Below are 19,272 nucleotides of genomic sequence, written 5' to 3'. Positions count from 1 at the left end.
GGATCGCCTCCCACACCGCCCCCTCGTCCAGTTCGGCGTCGCCGACGAGGGCGTACTGGCGACCGCTGTCGACGGGAGCGACGTTGCTGTCGACGTAACGCCGGGCGAGCGCTCCCCAGATCGTCGCGGTGGCACCGATTCCCACCGAACCCGTCGAGTAGTCGACGGGGTCCGGGTCCTTGGTCCGGCTCGGATAGCTCTGCAGGCCGCCGAATTCGCGCAGCGTCGTCAAGTAGGACTCGTCCAGCTCGCCCAGCAGGTAGTTGATGCCGTGCAGGACGGGGGAGGCGTGCGGCTTCACCGAAACCCGGTCCTGCCGGCGCAGGTGGCGGAACCACAGCGCCGTCATGATCGACACCATCGACGCGCACGACGCCTGGTGGCCGCCGACCTTCAAGCCGGACGGGTTCGGCCGCACGCGGTTGGCGTGGTGCACGAGCGCGCTCGACAGCCACAGCACGTTCTGCTCGATCTCCCGCAGCACACCGAACTCGGTCGACGTCGTCGCAGTGGATTCCGCACGGGTCATGATGTGGCAAGCCTCCCAACACGAGCACCGCTCACCAGCGGCGATGCTGTCGACGCGAACCAGGGCGGACCCAGGCGCGCCGAGCATAACCGGCGACTACCACCGTTCGGGAGTCCTCGACGCGTCGTTGCTGGTCGGAAGTCGAAGGCTGACCCGGAACAACGCGATGGATGACCACGGCGGGCCATCGGAGCGATCAGCGCCCATCGCTCGGTGTCGACGACCGGGTTTCAGCATTCCAGCGTCGCACCGTGTGGTCTCCGCTGGCGGTGGCGAGCCAGGTTCCGTCGGGGCTGATCGCCACTTCCCCGACCCAGTCCGCGTGGCCGGTGAGGGTGGCGCGTTCGGTGCCGTCGGTGTTCCAGAGCCGGACGGTTCGGTCCCTGCTGGTGGTGGCCAGCCAGGTGCTGTCTGGGCTGATGGCCACGGAGTCGACCAGATCCGCATGGCCGGTGAGGACGGCGCGTTCGGTTCCGTTGGCGTTGCAGAGCCGGACGGTCTGGTCGGAACTGGTGGTGACGAGCCAAGTTCCGTCGGGGCTGATCGCCACGGAGTCGACCCAGCCGGTGTGGCCGGTGAGGGTGGTGCGTTCGGTTCCGTCGGCGTTGCAGAGCCGGACGGTCTGGTCGGAACTGGTGGTGGCGAGCCAGGTGCCGTCAGGACTGATCGCAACCTCTCCGACGACCTGATCTGCGTGGTCGGGGAGGGTGGCCCGTTCAGTTCCGTCGGCGTTCCAAAGTCGCGTTGTCTCGTCCTCGCTGGTGGTGGCCAGCCAGGTTCCGTCCGGGCTGATCGCCGCGGACGTCACGGCCCCGGTATGGCCGGTGAGAACGGCGCGTTCGGTGCCGTCGGCGTTCCAGAGCCGGACGGCGTGATCCGAGCCGGTGGTGGCGAGCCAGGTGCTGTCTGGGCTGATCGCCACTGGCCGGACCTGGTCGGTGCGGCCGGGGAAGCTGGCGCGTTCGGTGCCGTTGGCGCTCCAGAGCCGCACTGTCCCGTCGAAACTGGCGGTGGCTAGCCAAGTTCCGTCTGGGCTGATCGCCACGGTGTAGACCGAATCGGTGTGTCCGGCGAGGATGGTGCGTTCGGTTCCGTCGGTGTTCCAGAGCCGCACCGCGTGGTCTCCGCCAGCGCCGGCGAGCCAGGTTCCATCGGGGCTGATCGCCACGGATCCGACCCAGTCGGTGTGGCCGGTGAGGACTCGCAAAAGAGCCGGGCTCTGGGTGTCTGGTGGCGTGCTGGCCCGCTCATCGACCACGGTGGAACCAGACCTCCTCCCAGAGCGGAGAGCCCGGCACGTCGGCGCCGAGAACGTCGTGCGTGCAGCGGCGCCACGTCCTAGCCCCCGACATCAACAGCGGACTGCCGCACCATAGCGAGAACCGTTCCGCGCCGGGGGAGGTCGTGCCGGGTCAGCTCCAGTGCCTGCGCGTCTGCCGCAGTTCCCGGTCGAGCGCCCACGCGTCCGCGACCGGCCCGATGTGGTCGAGCTTGTCGGGGTTGCTCACGCTGCGGATGGTCTGGATCTTGCCGTCGAGCACGTCGAGGACCATGGCGTTGAGGACCTTGCCGTCCCGGTCGCGGAAGACGGCACCGGGCTGGCCGTTGATCTCGTGCAGCTCGGAGGTCACGTCGATCTGGGCGAGCAGGGGGAAGGCGGTCCCCAGCAACCGGGCCACCTTCGCCGCGCTCACGATGGTCCGGGCCAGCTGCGGGGTCTTCCCCCCGCCGTCGCCGACCAGTTGCGCGTCGGCGGCCAGCAGGTCCTGCAGCTCGTCGATGTCGCCGTTCTCCAGCGCGGCGAAGAAGCGCGCCGCCAGTTCCTGCCGCTGCCTGCGGTCCGCGGCGAACCGCGGTCGGCCGTCCTGCATGTGCCGCCGTGCCCGCACCAGCAGTTGTCGGCACGCGGCCTCCGACCGCCCGACCGCCTCGGCGATCTCGTCGAACCCGAAGGCGAACACCTCCCGCAGCACGAACACGGCTCGCTCCAGCGGGCTGAGCCGCTCCAGGAGCAGCAGCGCCGCCATCGACACCGAGTCGGCCAGCTCCGCCGACCGGCCCGGATCCTGGTACGGCTCGTCGAGCAGCGGCTCAGGGAACCACGGTCCGACGTACTCCTCCCGCCGCACCCGCGCGGAGCGCAGCACGTCGATCGAGATCCGGGTGACCGCGGCCGACAGGAACGCCTTGGTCGACGTGGGCTTCGTCGACGAGGCGTCGAAGCGCAGCCACGTCTCCTGCACGGCGTCCTCGGCTTCGCCCACGCTGCCCAGGATCCGGTAGGCGATCGAGAACAGCAGCGGTCGCAGCTCCTCGAATTCCTCGACCTTGGTCACCACGACTCCGTTCGCTCGAAGCCCCGGCCGCGCTCGCCGGGGCAGGTGCTGATCATCCGCACTGCCGGCGGGACGGGCAACGCCCGCCGGCAGTCGGACCGCTGGCCGTGCCGGTCAGTGGAACTGGCCGGGTTCGTAGGAACCGGCGGGCTGCTGGGTGATGACGTTCAGCCGGTTCACCATGCTCATGAAGGAGATCGTGATGACGAGTGCGGTCAGCTGCTCCTCGTCGTAGTGCTCGGCGGCGCGAGCCCACACCTCGTCGCTGACCCCGGCTCCGTCCGCGATGCGGGTGCCCGCCTCCGCCAGCTCCAGCGCGGCGCGCTCGGGCCCGGTGAACACGGTGGCCTCCCGCCACGCCGCGACCAGGTTCAACCGCACCGCGCTCTCCCCGGCTGCGGCGGCGTCCTTGGTGTGCATGTCGATGCAGACGGCGCAGCCGTTGATCTGGCTGACCCGCAGCGCGACGAGCTCCATGGTCGTGGTCGGCAGCGGCGATTCCTTGAGCGCCTTGCCCGCCGACATGACGTACTTGATGATCTTCCCGGCGGTCGGGCTGGAGAGGTAGTCGAGTCGAGCGTCCATGGTGTGCTCCTCCGCGGAATCCGGTGCGTACACCACCCGAGACGAGATGACCGGACGCCTTGTGACATCACCGGACGTGACCCGCGTCTCCCCGCCGCGCGGGCGAGCGTGTCGGCCCGGTTCCGGCCGGGGGCTCGCAGGTGTGATGTGCTTCCGGGATCGGTTCCGGCGGAGCGAGCCGGCTGAACGGCACCCGGCGCTGTTGCGGGTGGATCTGGGATGGAGTGGGCGAGATGGGCGTTCGGTTCGAGGAGATCGATTGGCAGGAGACGCCGATCGGTGTGATCAGCCTGCGCCGCCGGCGGGATCCGCTGCTCGACGTGGACGTCTACGAGGTCAAGCTCGACGACGAGTACCTGATGTCGAGCCTGTTCTCCGTTGCCGAGGAGGAGCTCGCGCGGCTGGGCCTGGCCGAGCTGTCCGGCGGCGATTTCGACGTCGTGGTCGGTGGGCTCGGGCTCGGTTGCACCGCGCGCGCCGTTCTCGACGATCCGCGGGTGCGCTCGTCGACCGTCGTCGAAAGGCTCGGCGAGGTCATCGGATGGCATCAGCGCGGCTTGCTGCCGCTGGCCGAGTCGTTGACCGCGGACCCGCGGAACCGCTTCGTGGAGGGTGATTTCTTCGCCATGGCCGCTGCGGATTCCGGGTTCGACCCGGAGGAACCCGGAAGGCGGTTCCACGCGATCCTGGTCGACATCGACCACTCGCCGCGCCACACCCTGGACTCCGGCCACGCCGATTTCTACACGCCCGCAGGACTCCGGCGCCTCGCCGGCCACATCCACCCGGGCGGGGTGTTCGCGCTGTGGTCGGACGACTCGCCGGACGAGGACTTCACCGCAGCGCTCGCCGAGGTCTTCGAAACGGCAGAAGCCCACGTGGTCCCCTTCGACAACCCCTACGGCGGCGGAAGCTCCGCCAACACGGTCTACGTCGCCCGACTCCCCGCGCCCTGACCAGCTCTGCGCGAGGACTGAGGTTGCTGTGAACAGCTCCTTGTGTCGCGTTCGCCTTCGCTTGAAAGGGTGAAATCCTCACGCTGACCGGAGCAATGCCGAGTGGCGTGTGCCCAGGATTTCCCGTTGATGCTTCGCCCGGTAAGGGCATGTTCGGAAGGCGCGGGTTCGATATAGTTGAACTCTTGATCTCGGGATCGAGATGTGGGGGTGTGGCTGTGAGCAGGCCATGGGAGGCGGATTCGTCCGCGTCGTTCTCGCGCAGGTTGGGCAAGTCGGCGGCGGAGCTCGGGGACACGACCGGGCGTACCGGATGCCCTGACATCTGGGAGCTCGACAACGGTGATGTGGCGTTCATAGGGCGTGATCTGACGTCGTCTTATGCGTCACGATTGCCTGAGGGCGTGACGATCGCCGAGGATGAGCGGCTTGTTGTGCTCCCGCGCAACATGGTCGTAGCGGCGAAGGAAGATATTCCGGATGCTTGAGGGGGCTTCAGGGCTGGGTGTGCGGCTCGGCCTGTCTGAGTACCAGCGTGATTTCGGTACGAGATTCGCTGCGTCCGGCGGGTACGCATCGTGGAAGCTGGAGCGTCGGCAGAGCTTTCGCGAACCTGGAAATCCCAGCTGGGATGCCCTGGTCGAGCACGGTTGGCGCGAGTCGCTCCGGATCGTGGAGAGTCAGCGGGACGAGTTCGCCGAAGAGGTCCGGGAGGCTGATCAGCTCGGTGTGGAGCTTCTTCGGATAAGGGTCGTTGAAGCACCGCTGACGCCATATCTCCAGTGGGAGTTGCACAGTCTGGTTGTCCGCGCCGAGTGCGGGGAGCAGATCCGCGTCGTCGGTTCTGATCAGGTGGCCTCGCTCGAAAGCGAGGCACCGCTACCGGAAATCCTGACGGTTGGTCAGGGAACGGTTTACGAGATCGTCTACACCGATGGTGGCGTGCTGGCCGGTGCGGTCCGGTACGAGGATGAAGCAGTCGCATTGCGCTGCAAGAAGATTTTCCGAGAACTCTTTCACCGGGGCGAGGATATCGGTCGGTTCTTCCAGCGAGAGGTCGTTGCGCTGCCACCTCCTGTTCTGGAGTTCTCAGATGTCTGCCAGAGCCGCTAGCGGTGGTGAGGACGAACAGCCTGGTCGTACGTCGTCAGAGCTGTCCGGTTCGGCAGGCGATGTCGTTCAAGCCGGCAGCGTGCATGGCGGGGTTCATTTCCACGGTGCTGCGTCGAGACCTGGTCAGATCAGACCGCGGCAACTCCCCGCCGATGTGCGTACGTTCGTGAATCGCACGGAGGAGTTGCGTCGGCTCGACAGAGCTTTGGCCGGGAATTCCGCGGAACCGCTGGTGGTGGCCGTGTGCGTGATCGCTGGGACAGCTGGGGTCGGCAAGACGTCGCTGGCTTTGCACTGGGCGCATCAGGTGAGTGGGCAGTTCCCCGATGGTCAGTTGTACGCGAATCTCCGCGGTTATGATCCCGGGCCGCGGGCCACTGCGGAGCAGGTGCTCGATCGGTTCTTGCGGGCCCTGGGAGTCCCGGCTGGTGAGATTCCGCCGGAACTGGACGACAGGGCTGCGCTGTACCGGTCCTTGCTGGCGGGGCGGCAAGTGTTGATCATTTTGGACAATGCCGCCACTGCTGGTCAGGTGCGTCCGCTGCTTCCTGGAACAGCGGGGTGCCTGGTTGTCGTGACAAGTCGGAATCACTTGTCAGGGCTGGTTTTTCGCGAAGGAGCGCACCGCGTGACTCTTGGTGTGCTGGCAGAAGACGAGGCCGTGGCGTTGCTGCGTGGTATCACAGCGGAATACCGGCCCGCGGTTTCCGAGGCCGAGCTGACCGAGTTGGCCGGACTTTGCGCCCGTTTGCCTCTGGCGTTGCGGATCGCTGCGGAGCGGGCTGCGCGGCGCCCGCGCATGGCGATGCATGAGCTGATCGAGGATCTCCGTGATGAGTCGGGGCTGTGGGATGCTCTGTCGACCGATGACGAGGACGAGGCAGATGCTGTCCGCAGTGTTTTCGCCTGGTCCTACAGAGCCTTGCCCGAGGATGCTGCTGCGCTGTTCAGACTGCTGGGAGTGCATCCGGCACCTGAGTTCAGCGTCTCCTCCGCAGCAGCTTTGGCCGCCATGACGTTCAGCCAAGCACGGCAGAGGCTCGAGGTGCTCGCTGATGCTCACCTCGTGGAGCAGATCGCCCATGATCGCTATCAGGTGCACGATCTGCTGAGGAGCTACGCGACTGAACAGGCCAGGCAGGAAGAAACCGCTGAAGCTCGCGCGGAAGCACTTCGGCGGGCACTGGACTGGTATTTGTTCACCGCTGACCGGGTGCGTGCGCTGCTCAGTCCGCACGAGCCGCAGATGCCGCTGGGGCAGGTACCTGACATCGATCTCCCCGTGCTGGCGAATGCCGATGATGCTTTGCGCTGGTACGAAGCAGAACGGTCGAACCTCGTGGCGGCGACCTCCGCAGCGGCCGAAGCAGGACTGCATCGGATCGCGTGGCAGCTGCCAGCGACGCTGCGCGGCGTGTACATGAACTTCAACCCGTTCGGGGACTGGCTGTCGACGGGACACGTTGGCCTGGCCTCGGCGCGGGCTGCGGGTGAGAAGGCAGGTGAGGTCGAGCTGCTCGACAGCCTAGCCATGGCCTACACGCAGTCGCAGCGACCCGACGAGGCCGAGGAGTACCACGTCGCAACGCTGTCCCTCCGGCGAGAACTCGGCGATTCACTGGGAGAGGCGATCGCACTCAACGGCTTGGGCCTGCTGCACCTGAGACGCTGGAAACTAGCCGATGCCCGTTTGACGTTCAGCGATGCGCTTGCGCTGCTGACACAACCCAAGAACGCGTACTGGCGGGCACTCGTGCTGGGCAATCTTGCTGAAGTGTGCCTCGAACTGACCGAATACGGTGCAGCGTCGGACCTGCTGGGTGCGGCATTGGAGATCCTCCGGCGGGAACGGGACTACGCGGGCGAGGGCAACGCGCACTACCTGACCAGCCGGCTGGAACGTGAACAGGGCAGGACTGATCGGGCTGCGGAGAACATCGATCGCGCGCTCGGTTTGGCTCGGGATCACGGAAACGAGGCAGCCGAGGCGCACTGGCTCCTGGAATACTGCCGTGTCCAACGTGCTTCTGGAAAGCTCGGAGACGCACTCGTGCCGTGCCAACGTGCTGCGACGATCCAGCAACGGCTCGGCGACCGGGGCAGGGAAGCGCAGGCGCTCGACGAGGCGGGCAAAACCTACCAGGAACTCGGGCAGCCGGAGGAAGCCGTGAACTTCCATCGGCGCGCTGTCTCGCTGAACCGGCAAACCGGTCACCGGTGGAGGATCGCAGTGTCGCTTTTCCACTTGACGAACGCGCTCATCGGCGCTGGAGCCGATAGCAGAACTTGCGAGCAACATGCGCGGGAGGCTTTTGGCTCCCTGGCTGAGTTCGGCGACCCGCGATCCGTCGCGCTGCGAAATCGCCTTCAGCGCCTCATGTGAGAGGCAGTCGCTGTCACGGCCGGGGGAGCAAGGCTGCGACTTCGGCAATGGCGTCGAGGTCGTCGGCGCTGTAGGTACCGGAGATCGTTTCAGCTTCCGCGATAGTGAGGGTGGTTCCCCTCGGTTCTGTGCTGTAGTGGTGGCCGGTGAACTCGATATCTCTCATCGCGAGAAGAGAACTGCCCAACGCCTTGATGTCGCCCGTGCCGTGGCGATCCTCCAGGCGTTGAAACTTCCGAACCGTACTGCGATTGCGGAACTGGACCCATGCCACGGAAACGACCGCTGCGTTTCCCTGATCATCGCCGACGGCGAAGACGATCCTGTCCAGCGATCTGCACGGAGTGCGGGCCAGAAACTCACGGACCTCCCCGAACGAGTGCGCAATGCAATCGGCGGCCGGAACCTTGTCGGACTGCCGCAACCTGCGCAATCCCATTCGTCGCCATGCGTCTTCCGCCTGTCCCCGGCGAACCGATCGCTTGGCATCTGTCTTGCGCGCCTTGAGATTTCGTGACCCGGTGTTCCGCGTCACCGCATTCGCCGGTTCACCCACCGCCGATTCACCGGCCGCAGACTCCGCTGTGACGGCCGAGCCTGTGCTCAGCGCGCCGCTTCCCGACGCGACAGCGAAAGCGAGCGTGCCGGCAACGACGAGGCTTGCGGTATTTCCCTTGCGCGGACCTGGATCCGAACCTCCGCCCGCCGCCGATTCGACGACCCGCCACGCGTCTCCTTCCCGCACTGACACGCATGAGCTGACAGCAGCCCAGCTTGGAGGTCATGGAGGACGGTCTCAACCAGTTCGCGTGAAGTTCGGCCATTCGAGTCAAGCAGATCTTTCAAGGGTTTGGTGCGGATGTTGTCGCTGACGAGCGGAGGGAACAGCGCTGACGCTCGTGTTGCGGGACTTGGTTGAAATGCAGTTCGGTTCTAGGCCGAACGGGCGTTATGGGGTTTCTTCCTGCCTGTCGCGTTGGCGGCTACAGCGCTGGGCGCTCGAGTTCTGATCCGTTCGTCTAGCTGGGAAGACGGCGTTTTCATCCCGAGATCCTTGTCGGGCTGTGGCTGGGATTTCCCAGATTCAACACCGGATTGCGTTGTGGATAACCGGTACTCTGCGGTCAGATGCGGAGATGGAAGCTTGGCGGTTCGTCCTGGTCGGCTGAAGGCTGGCGCGGCGAGTTCTGGGTTTCCGCAGGTCTCCGTGCAGCGAGAAGCGTGGCAGCCATCGGCGGTCTTCTTGCGGGGGCGCCCTGCAGCGTGACTGTGGGAGGGGATCCATGTCGGGCACGGATGGAGGATCGGCGCAGGATTCCACGACTTCTCCGCAACGCTTACCGCTGCTGGACGAGCGGGCCGGCGCAGCCATCTCGACCGAGAAGTCCAACTGGATGGACGCCTTCCGAGACACGCTGCTGATCCAGTGCGACACGGCCGAAGCCCGGGAAGCATCCAGTCTTGTTGCAGACAGGCGCGGGGCGGGGCTCGTTCTCACGGGTTCCGATGCGCCGGTGGCCGCTCGTGCTCTCCGGAAACACGGGTTCGAGAAACCGCTGTTGTGCGATGCGGCCCGCTACAAGGGCAACGGGCGATATCCGGCCAGTGAGCCGTTCGACAATCAGTGGATCTTGTCACAGCGGAAGCTGGACCTGCCGGTGCTCACCGACTCCGGTTATGTCGGCGAAGGTGACGTGACCGGGTTGCGCAGCATACTGGCGCGTTCCCGAGAGCTGGGTGAAGCTGTCATCGCTTGCTTGCCGCTGCACAGGAGCTGGTTGGGGGAGCGCGCCTGGTTGACCCTGCTCGAGGAAGAGATCCGGACATCGGGTGTTGCGGTCGCGCTCGTGCTGGAGCACCCGGGCGACCCGCTCGGCGTGCAGAAAGTTCTGCGCGGCTTGCTGACATTGCTGGCGTCCGGAAGCCCGGTGCTCCTGCTGCGCAGTGATGTCTCGGCTGTGGGGGCGTTGTGCTTCGGTGCGCTGGCGGCAGCCGCGGGAACGACGTCAGGGCTTCGCCACCTCTACCCCGTCTCGAACGAGAACGGCCGATTTCGTCCTGCGCAGGTTTCGGTGCTGATCGAGCACTGCCTTTCCTACGTGGGGGCGGACAAGGTGGCCACCGCGGTGCAGCTCACTCCTGACCAGGTGGAACGGTGGGAGTGCGACTGCCACACGTGCAACGGGCGGATGATGGACCACTTCGCGACGATCCTCGACCGCGGAGAGAAGCAAGCTGCGGCCTACAGCCACTCGCTGGAGATCCTCATCAACGTCCACGAGAGGTTGCGGTTCTCCTCCTTGACTCCGAACCAGCGCCGGAACAGCTGGATCGAGCAGTGCAGCGTGGCGGGCTTCTACCACCTCGACATCGGAAGAAGCGTGAATGGCAACTGGACCATTCCCAGGTTCTTGGAGTCCTGGCGGGCCGTGGGTGCCGAGTTCCTAGAGCCGGAGGGGGCTATGCAAGAGCTCCCGCGCGGATGAGCTCCTGGTAGACGAGCTCTTCGACCCACCGGTCCAACGTTCGCCGCCGGGCCTGCGGGCTCCGCCCACGCCGAGCCGGTTCCACCACGCGCAGCTGCCCGCCGGAATCTGCGGCCAGCATGCCGACACCCTGGAGCTTGCACTCGAGCTGGCATTCTTCTTCCTGGGCCAGGGGAGACGTCGCGATCACCGCTGTGCTGCAGAACCCCCGCAGCCTGGAAGCTCCGGACAGGGCCGACCGCCAGGATCGAGCGCTGCTGAGCACCCCGCACAGCTTGACGACTTCGGGGGCGCGCATCGGCGCTGCTTCAGGCCATTGCCACATCGCGAGTACATCGTGGTCGAGCACTGGGGGTTGCCCCGACCGTTGACGAAGATCGTGAGCTCGCTCGCTGATCTCGACCACGGGGTATGCCTGAACGCCGAGCAACGTCATCCGCGGCGCTACACACTGCCCCCAGCCGAGCAGCTCGGCAGCCTTCTGCGCATCGGAGGAGGAGATGAGGGTCGGAGCGAGGCCCGTCGGCGCACCGACGTTCGACGGGAACAAGCTCGGCTGGCCACTCGTCACGTAACTAACCTCGTTCGACCGCATTGGCCTGTTGGTCCGTTCATGGCGGGAGCCGAGTACGGGTGGAGGCACGACCCGACCGCACCGCGTTGCTCGCAACAACCTACTCCCACGGGCCTCGGCAGGTGACCCGAACCCGGTCAACGGGCTGTCCGGTGACCATTGCCTCTGGACCGGTGCTGCGGGGCGTCGAAGAGTGGATGGGGGCGCTGGTGCGTTCGCGCCGTGCCGGGGAGAGGTGTGCATGCGCGAGGCCAATGTGGTGGGAGTGGACGGTTCGGACTCCGCGTTGGCCGCGGTTCAGTGGGCCGCGGTGGATTCCGCGCTGCACCGGGTGCCGCTCCGGTTGATCCACGTCGAATCCGGCTCGGTGGGGGAGGATCCGCTGCCCGCGGCCTGCCGGGTCGCGGCCGGGGCCGCTGATGTCGAGGTGATCCCGGAAGTGCGGCGCGGGGTTCCGCAAGCCGTGCTCGTCGAGGAGTCCGCGAGTGCTCGGCGGGTCGCGGTGGGGATCCGGGGTGTTGGGGGGAGCGCCGGGTTGCCGGTGGGGTCCACCGCTGATGCGGTCGCGATGCGCGCGGAGTGCCCGGTGGTCGTCGTGCGAGGTCCGGTGCCTGATCCGGGCAAGCCGATCCTGCTCGGAGTCGACGGGTCCAGGGTGGGGGAGGCGGCGGTGGCCGTGGCCTTCGCCGAGGCAGCCGCGCGTCGGGTTCCGCTGGTCGCGGTGCACGTGTGGATGGACGTGGAGCCCGCGCCCTGGGCGGCGGTCGACGACCGGGCTTGGGCCGTCATCGCCGAGTCCGAGCGGGAAGTGCTCGCCGAACGCCTGGCCGGGTGGCAGGCGGAGCATCCGGACGTCGAGGTGCGGCGGGTCGTCGAGCGCAACCGGCCGGTGCGGTACCTGGTCGAGCACGCCAAGGCGGCGCAGCTGATCGTGGTGGGCAGCCGGGGCCGGGGCGGCATGACCGGGATGCTGCTCGGTTCGACCAGCCGAGCCTTGCTGCACATAGCGCCGTGCCCGGTGCTCATCGCCAGGAATCCAGCGGTTTGAGGGCGCACGAGGATGAGCACGGCCGGTGGTGGATCTGCGGAGCTGAAGCGCTTGCCGCGGGCCAGCTACGAGCGCGAGCTGTTCCGGTTGCAAGCGGAACTGGTGAAGGTGCAGGAGTGGGTTCGGGCGGAAGGTGCGCGCCTGGTCGTGCTCTTCGAGGGGCGCGACGCGGCGGGGAAGGGCAGCACGGTCAAGCGCGTCGCGGAGTACCTCAACCCGCGGGTGGCGCGGATCGCCGCGCTGCCGGTGCCGACGGAGCGGGAGCGGACCCAGTGGTACTTCCAGCGGTACGTCGCCGAGCTGCCGGCCGCCGGTGAGATCGTGCTGTTCGACCGCAGCTGGTACAACCGCGCCGGCGTCGAGCACGTGATGGGCTTCTGCACCGACGAGGAGCACCAGCGGTTCCTGCGGCAGTGCCCGATCTTCGAGCGGATGCTCGTCGAGGACGGGATGCTGCTGCGCAAGTACTGGTTCTCGATCAGCCAGGCCGAGCAGGAGCGGCGCCTGCACAAGCGGGTGGCGGACCCGATGCGGCGGTGGAAGCTCTCCCGGGTGGACCTGGAATCGGTCGTGCGGTGGGAGGAGTACTCGCGGGCCAGGGACCAGATGCTCGCCGCCACCGACACCGCCGAGGCCCCGTGGTTCCTGGTGGAGAGCGAGGACAAGCGGCGCGCCCGGATCAACATGATCGCGCACCTGGTGTCGAGCATCCCCTTCCGGGAGGTGCCGGTCCCTGCGCTGGAGCTCCCGCCCCGACCGCCTCCCACCGGGTACCGGCGGCCGGCCCGCGAGACGTACCGCTACGTCCCGGACCACGCCGCCTCGCTCTGAGCGCGTTCGTGACCAACTTCCCTGGTCGTGGCCGGGGTGGGCGCGAGATGGTCAAGGCGAGGCCTTCGAGGTGGGACATGATCGATCGAACGAGCTCATCGGACCTCGCGAGCACCCCCGTCGTCGCCGTTCGGCCCGAGCTGGACGCGATGGCGGCGCTGTACGAGATGTACGCGCGGGAGGTCCACCACCTCGCCGTGGTGGCCGACGACGACGTGGTGGGGCTGGTCAGCGCGGCCGAGCTGCTGCAGGGCATCGCCGCCCGGTACCCGAAGGCGGTGGCGACCATCGGCTCGTTGTGCGTGGTGCCCGGTCCGAGGGTGGAGGCGACCGACGGCATCGAAGTGGCTGCGCAGCGCATGATCGATGCGCGCACCGACGCGGTCCTGGTGGTGCGGGACGGGCACGTCTGCGGAGTGCTCACCGCTGTCGACCTCGTCCGGAGCATCGCGCAGGGCCGCGCAGCGCCGGTGGAAGTCGAAGGGGGAGGCAGATGAGTGCTGTTCCAGGCGACGCCGGAGGACACCGCGGGTGGTCGGCGGAGGAGTCGGCGGTCATCAGCCGTGCGGTCCACAACGCGCCCTCGGTGCACAACAGCCGCCCGTGGTCGCTCGAGCTGCGCGACCGGACCGCTGAGCTGCGCGAACGCCCAACCCTGCTGGCACAGCACGATCCCGGCGGCCGGGATCGCCGGATCTCCTGCGGCGCGGCGTTGGCGAACCTGGTGCTGGCGGTGCGCGGTCTGGGCTGGGCCGTCGAGGAGAAGCTCGGCTCCGACGCGGGCTTGGTGCTGGCCGCGGTCACCGCGACCGGGCGCGCCGAGCCGAGCGAGGTGGAGCGCCGCCGGAGCGAGGCGGTCCTGGAACGCCGGAGCTACCGGGAGGCCTTCGACGGCTCGGAGCTCCCGGAGAGCACCCGGGATGCGCTGCTGGAGGCGGTCGCGGCACCCGGCGTCACCGGGCGTTGGATCTCCGGTGCGGACGAGACCCTGGCCGTCGCGAGGTTGCTGACCTACGCGGCACGCGTCTTCCGGGGCAACGCCGAGTACCAGCGGGAGCTGTCGTCGTGGACGACGGAGGCCGGTGACGGCCTGCGCCGCGACGCGTTCGGCGAGCGGGGGTTGGCGGCGGTGGGGCTGACCACCGGCCGCACCCACCTGCCCGACGAGTCCGTGCTGGCGGCGCGCATGCAGCGGGAAGCGGTGCTCGTCGTGGGCGTTCAGACCGACGGCCCGGTGGACCAGGTCCGCGCGGGTGCGGCCGTGGAACAGGCGTGGCTGGAGGCGACCGGCCGCGGACTGGTCGCTTCCGTGATGACTCAACCGCTGCACCTGGCGGAAGTGCGGTCCGAGCTGGCGGCCGGGCTCGGGTTCGCCGAGGCGCCGCAGGTGCTGATGAGGGTCGGGCGTCCCGCCAGACGGTGACGGCCGCGCGGCCGACGGGCGGGGAGGGCGAATGCGACGCGTGCTCGTGGGAATCGACGGGTCCGAGGAATCGGTGAGCGCCGCGATGTGGGCGGCGACCGAAGCGGTGCTGCGCGATGCGCCGTTGTGGGTCGTCGCTGCGTCGGGCGCGGCGACCTCGGCGGACTGGGCGATGGTGCGCAGCGTCGTCGAGGAGTGCCGCCGCTCGCGCCCCGGCATGGACGTGACCGAGGAGGTGCTGGCCGGGTTCGCCCCGGACGCGTTGATCCGGCAGTCCGCCGACGCGCAGTTGCTGGTCGTGGGCTCGCGCGGCCGCGGCGCGGTGGCCGAGACGCTGCTCGGCTCGGTGAGCCGGGCGGTGGCGGAACGGGCCAGTTGCCCGGTCGTGGTCGTTCCGCGGCACCGGACCAGCTTCGCGTTCGGCCCGGTGGTGCTCGGCGTCGCGGGTTGTGCCGAGAAGGACGGTGCCGTCCAGTTCGCCTTCGCGGAGGCCGTGATCCGGCAGACCTCGCTGCTCGCGGTGCACGTGTGGCCGCCGATCCTCGGGCGGCACCAGCAGCCCGAGCCCCCGTCACCATCCACAGTGGACAAGATGCGCGATGACCTGGCGGCGTCCCTGGCCGATTGGTCGACCAAGTACCCGGCGGTACCGCTGGCCGTCGACGTGCGCTACGGCGACCCCGCCGGCGAGCTGAGCCGTGCGTCCGCTTCGGCCCAGATGCTGGTCCTCGGGCACCGCAGCACGGCGCTGGGGTTCGGGACCGTCGCGCACGGCACCCTGCACCACGCGGACTGCCCGGTGGCCGTCGTCGGCGAAACCCACCACGGCGAGGACCTCGCCTTCCCCGAGGGGCGGGCGGCCGACGAGCCCCGGAACCGCGGTGAGCGCGAGGCGAGCTCATGACGGGTTCGTGCGCCGATCTCTACGAGATCCGGATGGCGGCCAGCTACCTGCGCCGGGGCATGCTCGGCCCGGCCACGTTCAGCCTGTTCGCCCGGAAGCTGCCGCCCCAGCGGGGTTTCCTGGTGGCCGCGGGGCTGGCCGACTGCCTGGACTTCTTGCAGGACCTGCACTTCGACGACGCGGAGCTGGCCTACCTGGGAGATGTCACGCGCCTGCCGGAGGCCGATCTGGCCGCGCTGGGGCGGCTGCGGTTCACCGGCGACGTGCGGGCGGTCCCGGAAGGCCGGGTGGTCTTCGCCGATGAACCGCTGCTGGAGGTCACCGCGCCACTTCCGGAGGCGCAGTTGGTGGAGACCGCGCTGCTGAACTTCACCACGTTCCAGACGGCGGTGGCGGCGAAAGCCGCGAGGTGCCACCTTGCCGCCCCGGAGGCGGATTTGATCGACTTCGCCGCGCGGCGCACGCACGGTCTGGAAGCGGCGCGGGCGGTCGCGCGCGCTTCGGCCATCGCCGGGTTCGCAGGCACAAGCTACGTGGCGGCGGCACGCGAGTTCGGGATCCTGGCCGCAGGCACGATGGCGCACTCCTACGTCGAGGCATTCCCCGACGAACGCACCGCTTTTCGCGCGTTCGCGGCTGATTTCCCCGACACAGCGGTGTTCTTGGTCGACACCTACGACACCCCTCACGGGGTGCGCACCGCGATCGAAGTCGCCCGGGAACTGCCCGCGGGCAGCGACATCGGGATCCGGTTGGACTCCGGGGATCTCGGTGCGCTGGCCGTGGAAGCCCGCCGGATGTTCGACGAGGCGGGGATGACGCACGCCCGGATCATGGCCAGCGGCGGGCTGGACGAACACGAGTTGGCCGACCTCGCGGCGGCGCCGATCGACGTGTTCGGTGTCGGCACCCGCATGGGCGTTTCCGCGGACGCGCCGTCGCTGGACAGCGCGTTCAAACTGGTGGAGTACGAGGGATCTCCGGTGATGAAGCTGTCCGCGGGCAAGCGGACCGCGCCCGCCGCCAAGCAGGTCTACCGCGGCGAGACCGGCCAGCCCGACCTGCTCGCCCTGCGCGCGGAAGATCCCCCGGCCGGTCGCGAACCGCTCCTCGTCCCGGTCATGCGCGGTGGTGAGCGGATGGGCGAGACCGAGCCGGTCTCGGCGGCTCGCGGTCGGTTCGAGCGCGACCTGCGGTGGCTGCCCGAAGCGGCCCGGTCGCTCACCGATCCCGCGCCCGTCGAGGTGCGCTGGTCCCCGGCGCTGGTGAGGCTCGCCGGGGAGGTGCAGGGCTCGCTCAAGGCGAAGTACGGGCTCAGCAGCGTGCTTTGACGGTGGTCAACGCTCCGAAGCGCTGTCGATGAGCAGGTCGGCGGGTTCGCGCCGGGGCGAGGCAGCAGTGGCGGCCCCGTGCCCGATCCGCAGCAGTGCCTGCGGTGCGGCCTGCTCGCCCAGCAGTTCTTGGACCGACTGGCGGGTTTCCGGCACTTCGAGGACCTGCGAGATCATCGAAGCGGCCAGTCCTCGTGCGGTCGCGGTCAACCACAACCGCTGCAGGGCCTGCCCGGACCGCAGCTCGGCTTCCGGACCGCCGGTGCGGCTGCACAGCAGCACCAGCAGCGGGTGCGATTCGAACTTCGTCCCCGGCTCGCGCGCGGTCAGCCCGCCGGTGAAATCGCGGTGCACCCACTGGTCCTGGGGTTCGGGCTTGGGCCCGGCTGCCGACAGCGGCACGCCTTCGGCGCTGTCATCGCCGCGACCGACCCACGTCGCCAGCTCGGCCCGGAACCGCTCGTCGGCCATCTGCGCGCGGTTGGCCCGGTGCACCAGCCCTTCGAGCACGTCCAGCTGGTCCGCCCGCATCACGTGCAACCAGGTGTGCTCGCCCTGCGCGGCGCGGACGAGCAGGTGCTTGTCCTCAGCCGAGACCGGGGTGTTCCGGAACGGTTGCCGGTGGCTGTGCCGCCGGGGGATCGCTTCGCACAGCTGGACGTCGGCGGGTCGCGGCTCCTCGTGCCCGCCGCTGCGGATCTCCGCCAGCGCGGTAGCGGCGCGCAGGTGCGGCAGCAAGGTCACCAGCGGCCGGATTCCCGCCTGCGCCAAGGCGAGCCGGAAGTTGAACAGGGCGGCCCCGCACGCCAACCGCAGCTCCCGCTCCTCGGGGTCGGCTGCGGGCAGCCGGTACTTCGGGTCCGCGTGCAGCTCGATCAGGTGCGGCATGATCCGGAACCGCCACGGCTGGCTGTTGTGCAGCGACGGTGCCATCCCGGCCAGCCGGACCGCCTGCTCGACCTGACCGGACGTCAGACCGAAAGCGGCGGGGAACGCCGGCATCCGCACATCCTGGTCCGAGGGCTCCATGTCGTCACCATGCCTGTTGCGCACGCGTGCCGGGAGGGCCCAACGACCTCCGCTGGAGCTGCACGGGTGACCAAGGGCTCTGGATCCGGCACCGGGCTGTCGGCGCAGCCTGGACAGTGTGGGGGAGGGGGTGTTCGGGATGGTCCGGAAACCGGTGGTGGTGGGGTACGACCTGACGGAATCGTCCCGCCGCGCGGTGCGGTGGGCGGCCCGCGAGGCGTCCGGCCGCCGCTTGCCGTTGCAGCTGGTGCACGTGCTGACCTGGCCGTTCGAGGACCACGTTCCGATCGTCGTGCCGGGCGAGGGCGATGTGCTGGAGCCGTTGCAGGACCTGCTGCGGCGGGAGCTCGGCGAGCTGGTCGCCGACTGCAGGGAGATCGACGCGGGCCTCGAGGTGCGCGACGACCTGCGGTTCGGGGATCCGGCCGAGACGTTGGCGGAGCTGGCCGGTGGTGCCGAACTGCTGGTGCTGGGCGGCCCGCGCATCGAGGTGGAGATGGGGGTGCTGGGCTCGACGTCGGCGGAGCTGTTGACCCGCCGGACTGGGGCTCCCGTGGTGGTGGTCCGAGGCGTGCGCGCGCAGCCGGATTCCCAGCCCGTCGTGGTGGGTGTGGACGGGTCGGCGGCGAGCCGCGAGGCCATCGGGTTCGCCTACGACTTCGCCTCGCGGCACGGAAACGTCCTGGTCGCGGTGCACGCGTGGAGCGATCTGCCGTTGGATCCGTTCGCGCGGGTGGAGCACTGGGAGCTGCCGTGGAGCGAGATTCGCGAGGAAGCCATGGAGGTGCTCGCCTCATGTCTGGCCGGGTGGCGCGAGCACTACCCCGACGTGAAGGTGCGGCGCGCGGTGAGCCCGGAGAAGCCTGCTGATGCCCTGCTCCGGGAAGGGCAGGATGCGGCGCTGGTGGTCGTGGGCAGCCACGGCAGGGGGTTCGTCCGCCGCGTGCTGCTGGGCTCGGTGAGCCACGCGGTCGTCAACCGGGCCCGGTGCCCGGTCGCGGTCGTGCACGCCGGGTGAGCGCTTCAGGAATCCGCTGCTGCATTGCGGACGATCGCCACCGGGCACGGAGCGTGGTGCAGCACGCCCGCCGCCACCGAACCGAGGAACAGCCCGTCGAAACCACCGCCGCCGCGGTGCCCCACGACGAGCAAGCGCGCGTCGCGGGCGGCGTTGGTCAGCGCTGCCACCGGGTGCCCGTGCTGCACGACTTCGCGGATCGCGACTTCCGGGTGTTCTTCGCGGAGGTGCGCGGTTTCGCGGTTCAGCGACAGGCGGATGTTGCGCTCCACTTCGTCGCGGTCGGTCGGTGAGAGCGGCGCGGCGAGCAGGCTTTCCTCGTGCCACGCCTGCAGCGCGACCAGATCCGCCCCGAGCCGGGCCGCGGCGGCGAAGGCGAATTCCAGCGCGACGCGGCCGCACGACGAGCTGTCCACACCGACCACCACCGGGCCGACGGTCACCGGGACGTCCTTGCGCACGACGACGACCGGGCAGGACGCGCGGGTGGCGACGCCGAGGCTGACCCCTCCCAGCAGCGCGTCGGCGAAACCACCCAGCCCACGGGCTCCCAGAACCATGAGCTGTGCTGCGGAGCTTTGGCGCAACAGCACCTCCACCGGGTGTCCGGTCACGACTTCCGAGGTCACTTCCAAGCCCGGGTGGTTGGTGCGGCACTTCGCCTCGGTCCGGCGCACGGCGTCCTCGGCGTGCTCCGCGCGCACCGGGTCGTCGTTGGCGATCACG

At 68.8% G+C, this 19,272-nt stretch carries 20 protein-coding genes; 12 read left to right on the top strand and 8 right to left on the bottom strand.

Annotated features, from left to right (window positions below; genetic code table 11):
• From ABTZ89_RS18695 to ABTZ89_RS18680, 4 genes are all read right to left on the bottom strand, one after another.
• Positions 1–529 (bottom strand): thiamine pyrophosphate-dependent enzyme (locus tag ABTZ89_RS18695; RefSeq protein WP_502949563.1); only part of this gene is annotated, 529 nt, incomplete at its 3' end.
• Between the two features lie 196 nt (positions 530–725).
• Positions 726–1,787, bottom strand: coding sequence for a WD40 repeat domain-containing protein (locus tag ABTZ89_RS18690; RefSeq protein WP_351046233.1), 1,062 nt, complete (start codon positions 1,785–1,787; stop codon positions 726–728).
• A gap of 154 nt (positions 1,788–1,941) precedes the next feature.
• Positions 1,942–2,865, bottom strand: coding sequence for an RNA polymerase sigma-70 factor (locus ABTZ89_RS18685; protein ID WP_270947745.1), 924 nt, complete (start codon positions 2,863–2,865; stop codon positions 1,942–1,944).
• A 114-nt stretch (positions 2,866–2,979) separates the two neighbouring features.
• Complete coding sequence (locus ABTZ89_RS18680; RefSeq protein ID WP_351046230.1) at positions 2,980–3,450, bottom strand: carboxymuconolactone decarboxylase family protein; 471 nt, start codon at positions 3,448–3,450, stop codon at positions 2,980–2,982.
• Between the two features lie 233 nt (positions 3,451–3,683).
• On the opposite strand from ABTZ89_RS18680, the gene ABTZ89_RS18675 reads away from it, so the two are divergent.
• The 4 genes from ABTZ89_RS18675 to ABTZ89_RS18660 all read left to right on the top strand — a co-directional run bounded on the left by ABTZ89_RS18675 (position 3,684) and on the right by ABTZ89_RS18660 (position 7,902).
• Entirely contained in the window at positions 3,684–4,406 is a 723-nt protein-coding gene (locus tag ABTZ89_RS18675) for a spermidine synthase family protein (protein WP_351046227.1), read from the top strand.
• Between the two features lie 218 nt (positions 4,407–4,624).
• The gene (locus tag ABTZ89_RS18670) at positions 4,625–4,894 is read left to right on the top strand and encodes a hypothetical protein (protein WP_270947742.1); all 270 of its coding nucleotides are present in this window, start codon (positions 4,625–4,627) and stop codon (positions 4,892–4,894) included.
• Positions 4,887–5,519 carry a DUF6879 family protein gene (locus tag ABTZ89_RS18665; protein ID WP_351046224.1) on the top strand — a complete coding sequence of 211 codons (633 nt, stop codon included), beginning with the start codon at positions 4,887–4,889 and terminating at the stop codon, positions 5,517–5,519. The genes ABTZ89_RS18670 and ABTZ89_RS18665 overlap by 8 nt, the downstream gene beginning before the upstream one ends.
• Before the next feature lie 166 nt (positions 5,520–5,685).
• Positions 5,686–7,902 (top strand): tetratricopeptide repeat protein, encoded by a 2,217-nt coding sequence (locus ABTZ89_RS18660; RefSeq protein WP_351046221.1) that lies wholly within the window; start codon positions 5,686–5,688, stop codon positions 7,900–7,902.
• A gap of 13 nt (positions 7,903–7,915) precedes the next feature.
• Here ABTZ89_RS18660 and ABTZ89_RS18655 read toward each other — a convergent pair whose 3' ends face one another.
• Positions 7,916–8,647 carry a hypothetical protein gene (locus ABTZ89_RS18655; RefSeq protein ID WP_351046219.1) on the bottom strand — a complete coding sequence of 244 codons (732 nt, stop codon included), beginning with the start codon at positions 8,645–8,647 and terminating at the stop codon, positions 7,916–7,918.
• Between the two features lie 538 nt (positions 8,648–9,185).
• Between ABTZ89_RS18655 and ABTZ89_RS18650 the strand changes: the two genes are divergently transcribed.
• Entirely contained in the window at positions 9,186–10,388 is a 1,203-nt protein-coding gene (locus tag ABTZ89_RS18650) for a hypothetical protein (RefSeq protein WP_351046216.1), read from the top strand.
• Here the strand turns inward: ABTZ89_RS18650 and ABTZ89_RS18645 are convergent.
• Positions 10,363–10,686: a hypothetical protein gene (locus ABTZ89_RS18645; protein WP_270947737.1), complete on the bottom strand. Its 324-nt coding sequence runs from the start codon at positions 10,684–10,686 to the stop codon at positions 10,363–10,365. The two genes, ABTZ89_RS18650 and ABTZ89_RS18645, sit on opposite strands and share 26 nt — an antisense overlap.
• Before the next feature lie 517 nt (positions 10,687–11,203).
• On the opposite strand from ABTZ89_RS18645, the gene ABTZ89_RS18640 reads away from it, so the two are divergent.
• The 6 genes from ABTZ89_RS18640 to ABTZ89_RS18615 all read left to right on the top strand — a co-directional run bounded on the left by ABTZ89_RS18640 (position 11,204) and on the right by ABTZ89_RS18615 (position 16,499).
• A complete protein-coding gene (locus ABTZ89_RS18640; protein WP_351046212.1) occupies positions 11,204–12,010 on the top strand; it encodes a universal stress protein in 807 nt (268 codons plus the stop codon).
• Positions 12,011–12,022: 12 nt separating this feature from the next.
• Entirely contained in the window at positions 12,023–12,841 is an 819-nt protein-coding gene (gene ppk2 / locus ABTZ89_RS18635; protein ID WP_270947735.1) for a polyphosphate kinase 2, read from the top strand.
• 77 nt (positions 12,842–12,918) lie between these two features.
• The gene (locus ABTZ89_RS18630) at positions 12,919–13,338 is read left to right on the top strand and encodes a CBS domain-containing protein (RefSeq protein ID WP_351046209.1); all 420 of its coding nucleotides are present in this window, start codon (positions 12,919–12,921) and stop codon (positions 13,336–13,338) included.
• On the top strand, positions 13,335–14,264 hold the full coding sequence (locus ABTZ89_RS18625; RefSeq protein WP_351046206.1) for a nitroreductase family protein: 930 nt from the start codon (positions 13,335–13,337) through the stop codon (positions 14,262–14,264). The genes ABTZ89_RS18630 and ABTZ89_RS18625 overlap by 4 nt, the downstream gene beginning before the upstream one ends.
• A 31-nt stretch (positions 14,265–14,295) precedes the next feature.
• Complete coding sequence (locus ABTZ89_RS18620; protein ID WP_351046203.1) at positions 14,296–15,168, top strand: universal stress protein; 873 nt, start codon at positions 14,296–14,298, stop codon at positions 15,166–15,168.
• The gene (locus ABTZ89_RS18615; protein WP_270947731.1) at positions 15,165–16,499 is read left to right on the top strand and encodes a nicotinate phosphoribosyltransferase; all 1,335 of its coding nucleotides are present in this window, start codon (positions 15,165–15,167) and stop codon (positions 16,497–16,499) included. The genes ABTZ89_RS18620 and ABTZ89_RS18615 overlap by 4 nt, the downstream gene beginning before the upstream one ends.
• Positions 16,500–16,505: 6 nt before the next feature.
• On the opposite strand, the gene ABTZ89_RS18610 is transcribed toward ABTZ89_RS18615, so the two are convergent.
• The gene (locus tag ABTZ89_RS18610; protein WP_270947730.1) at positions 16,506–17,501 is read right to left on the bottom strand and encodes an Acg family FMN-binding oxidoreductase; all 996 of its coding nucleotides are present in this window, start codon (positions 17,499–17,501) and stop codon (positions 16,506–16,508) included.
• Between the two features lie 166 nt (positions 17,502–17,667).
• Between ABTZ89_RS18610 and ABTZ89_RS18605 the strand changes: the two genes are divergently transcribed.
• Positions 17,668–18,546 (top strand): universal stress protein, encoded by an 879-nt coding sequence (locus ABTZ89_RS18605; RefSeq protein WP_270947729.1) that lies wholly within the window; start codon positions 17,668–17,670, stop codon positions 18,544–18,546.
• A 5-nt stretch (positions 18,547–18,551) separates the two neighbouring features.
• Here the strand turns inward: ABTZ89_RS18605 and ABTZ89_RS18600 are convergent, their stop codons facing one another.
• Positions 18,552–19,271 (bottom strand): universal stress protein, encoded by a 720-nt coding sequence (locus ABTZ89_RS18600; protein WP_502949562.1) that lies wholly within the window; start codon positions 19,269–19,271, stop codon positions 18,552–18,554.
• Position 19,272: the final 1 nt, after the last annotated feature.

The organism is Saccharopolyspora sp. NPDC002686, assembly GCF_040295745.1.
Taxonomy (GTDB): Bacteria; Actinomycetota; Actinomycetes; order Mycobacteriales; family Pseudonocardiaceae; genus Saccharopolyspora; species Saccharopolyspora oryzae.
The sequence above is the reverse complement of the archived record's forward strand: the minus strand, read 5'-3'. Positions and strand labels throughout refer to the sequence as shown.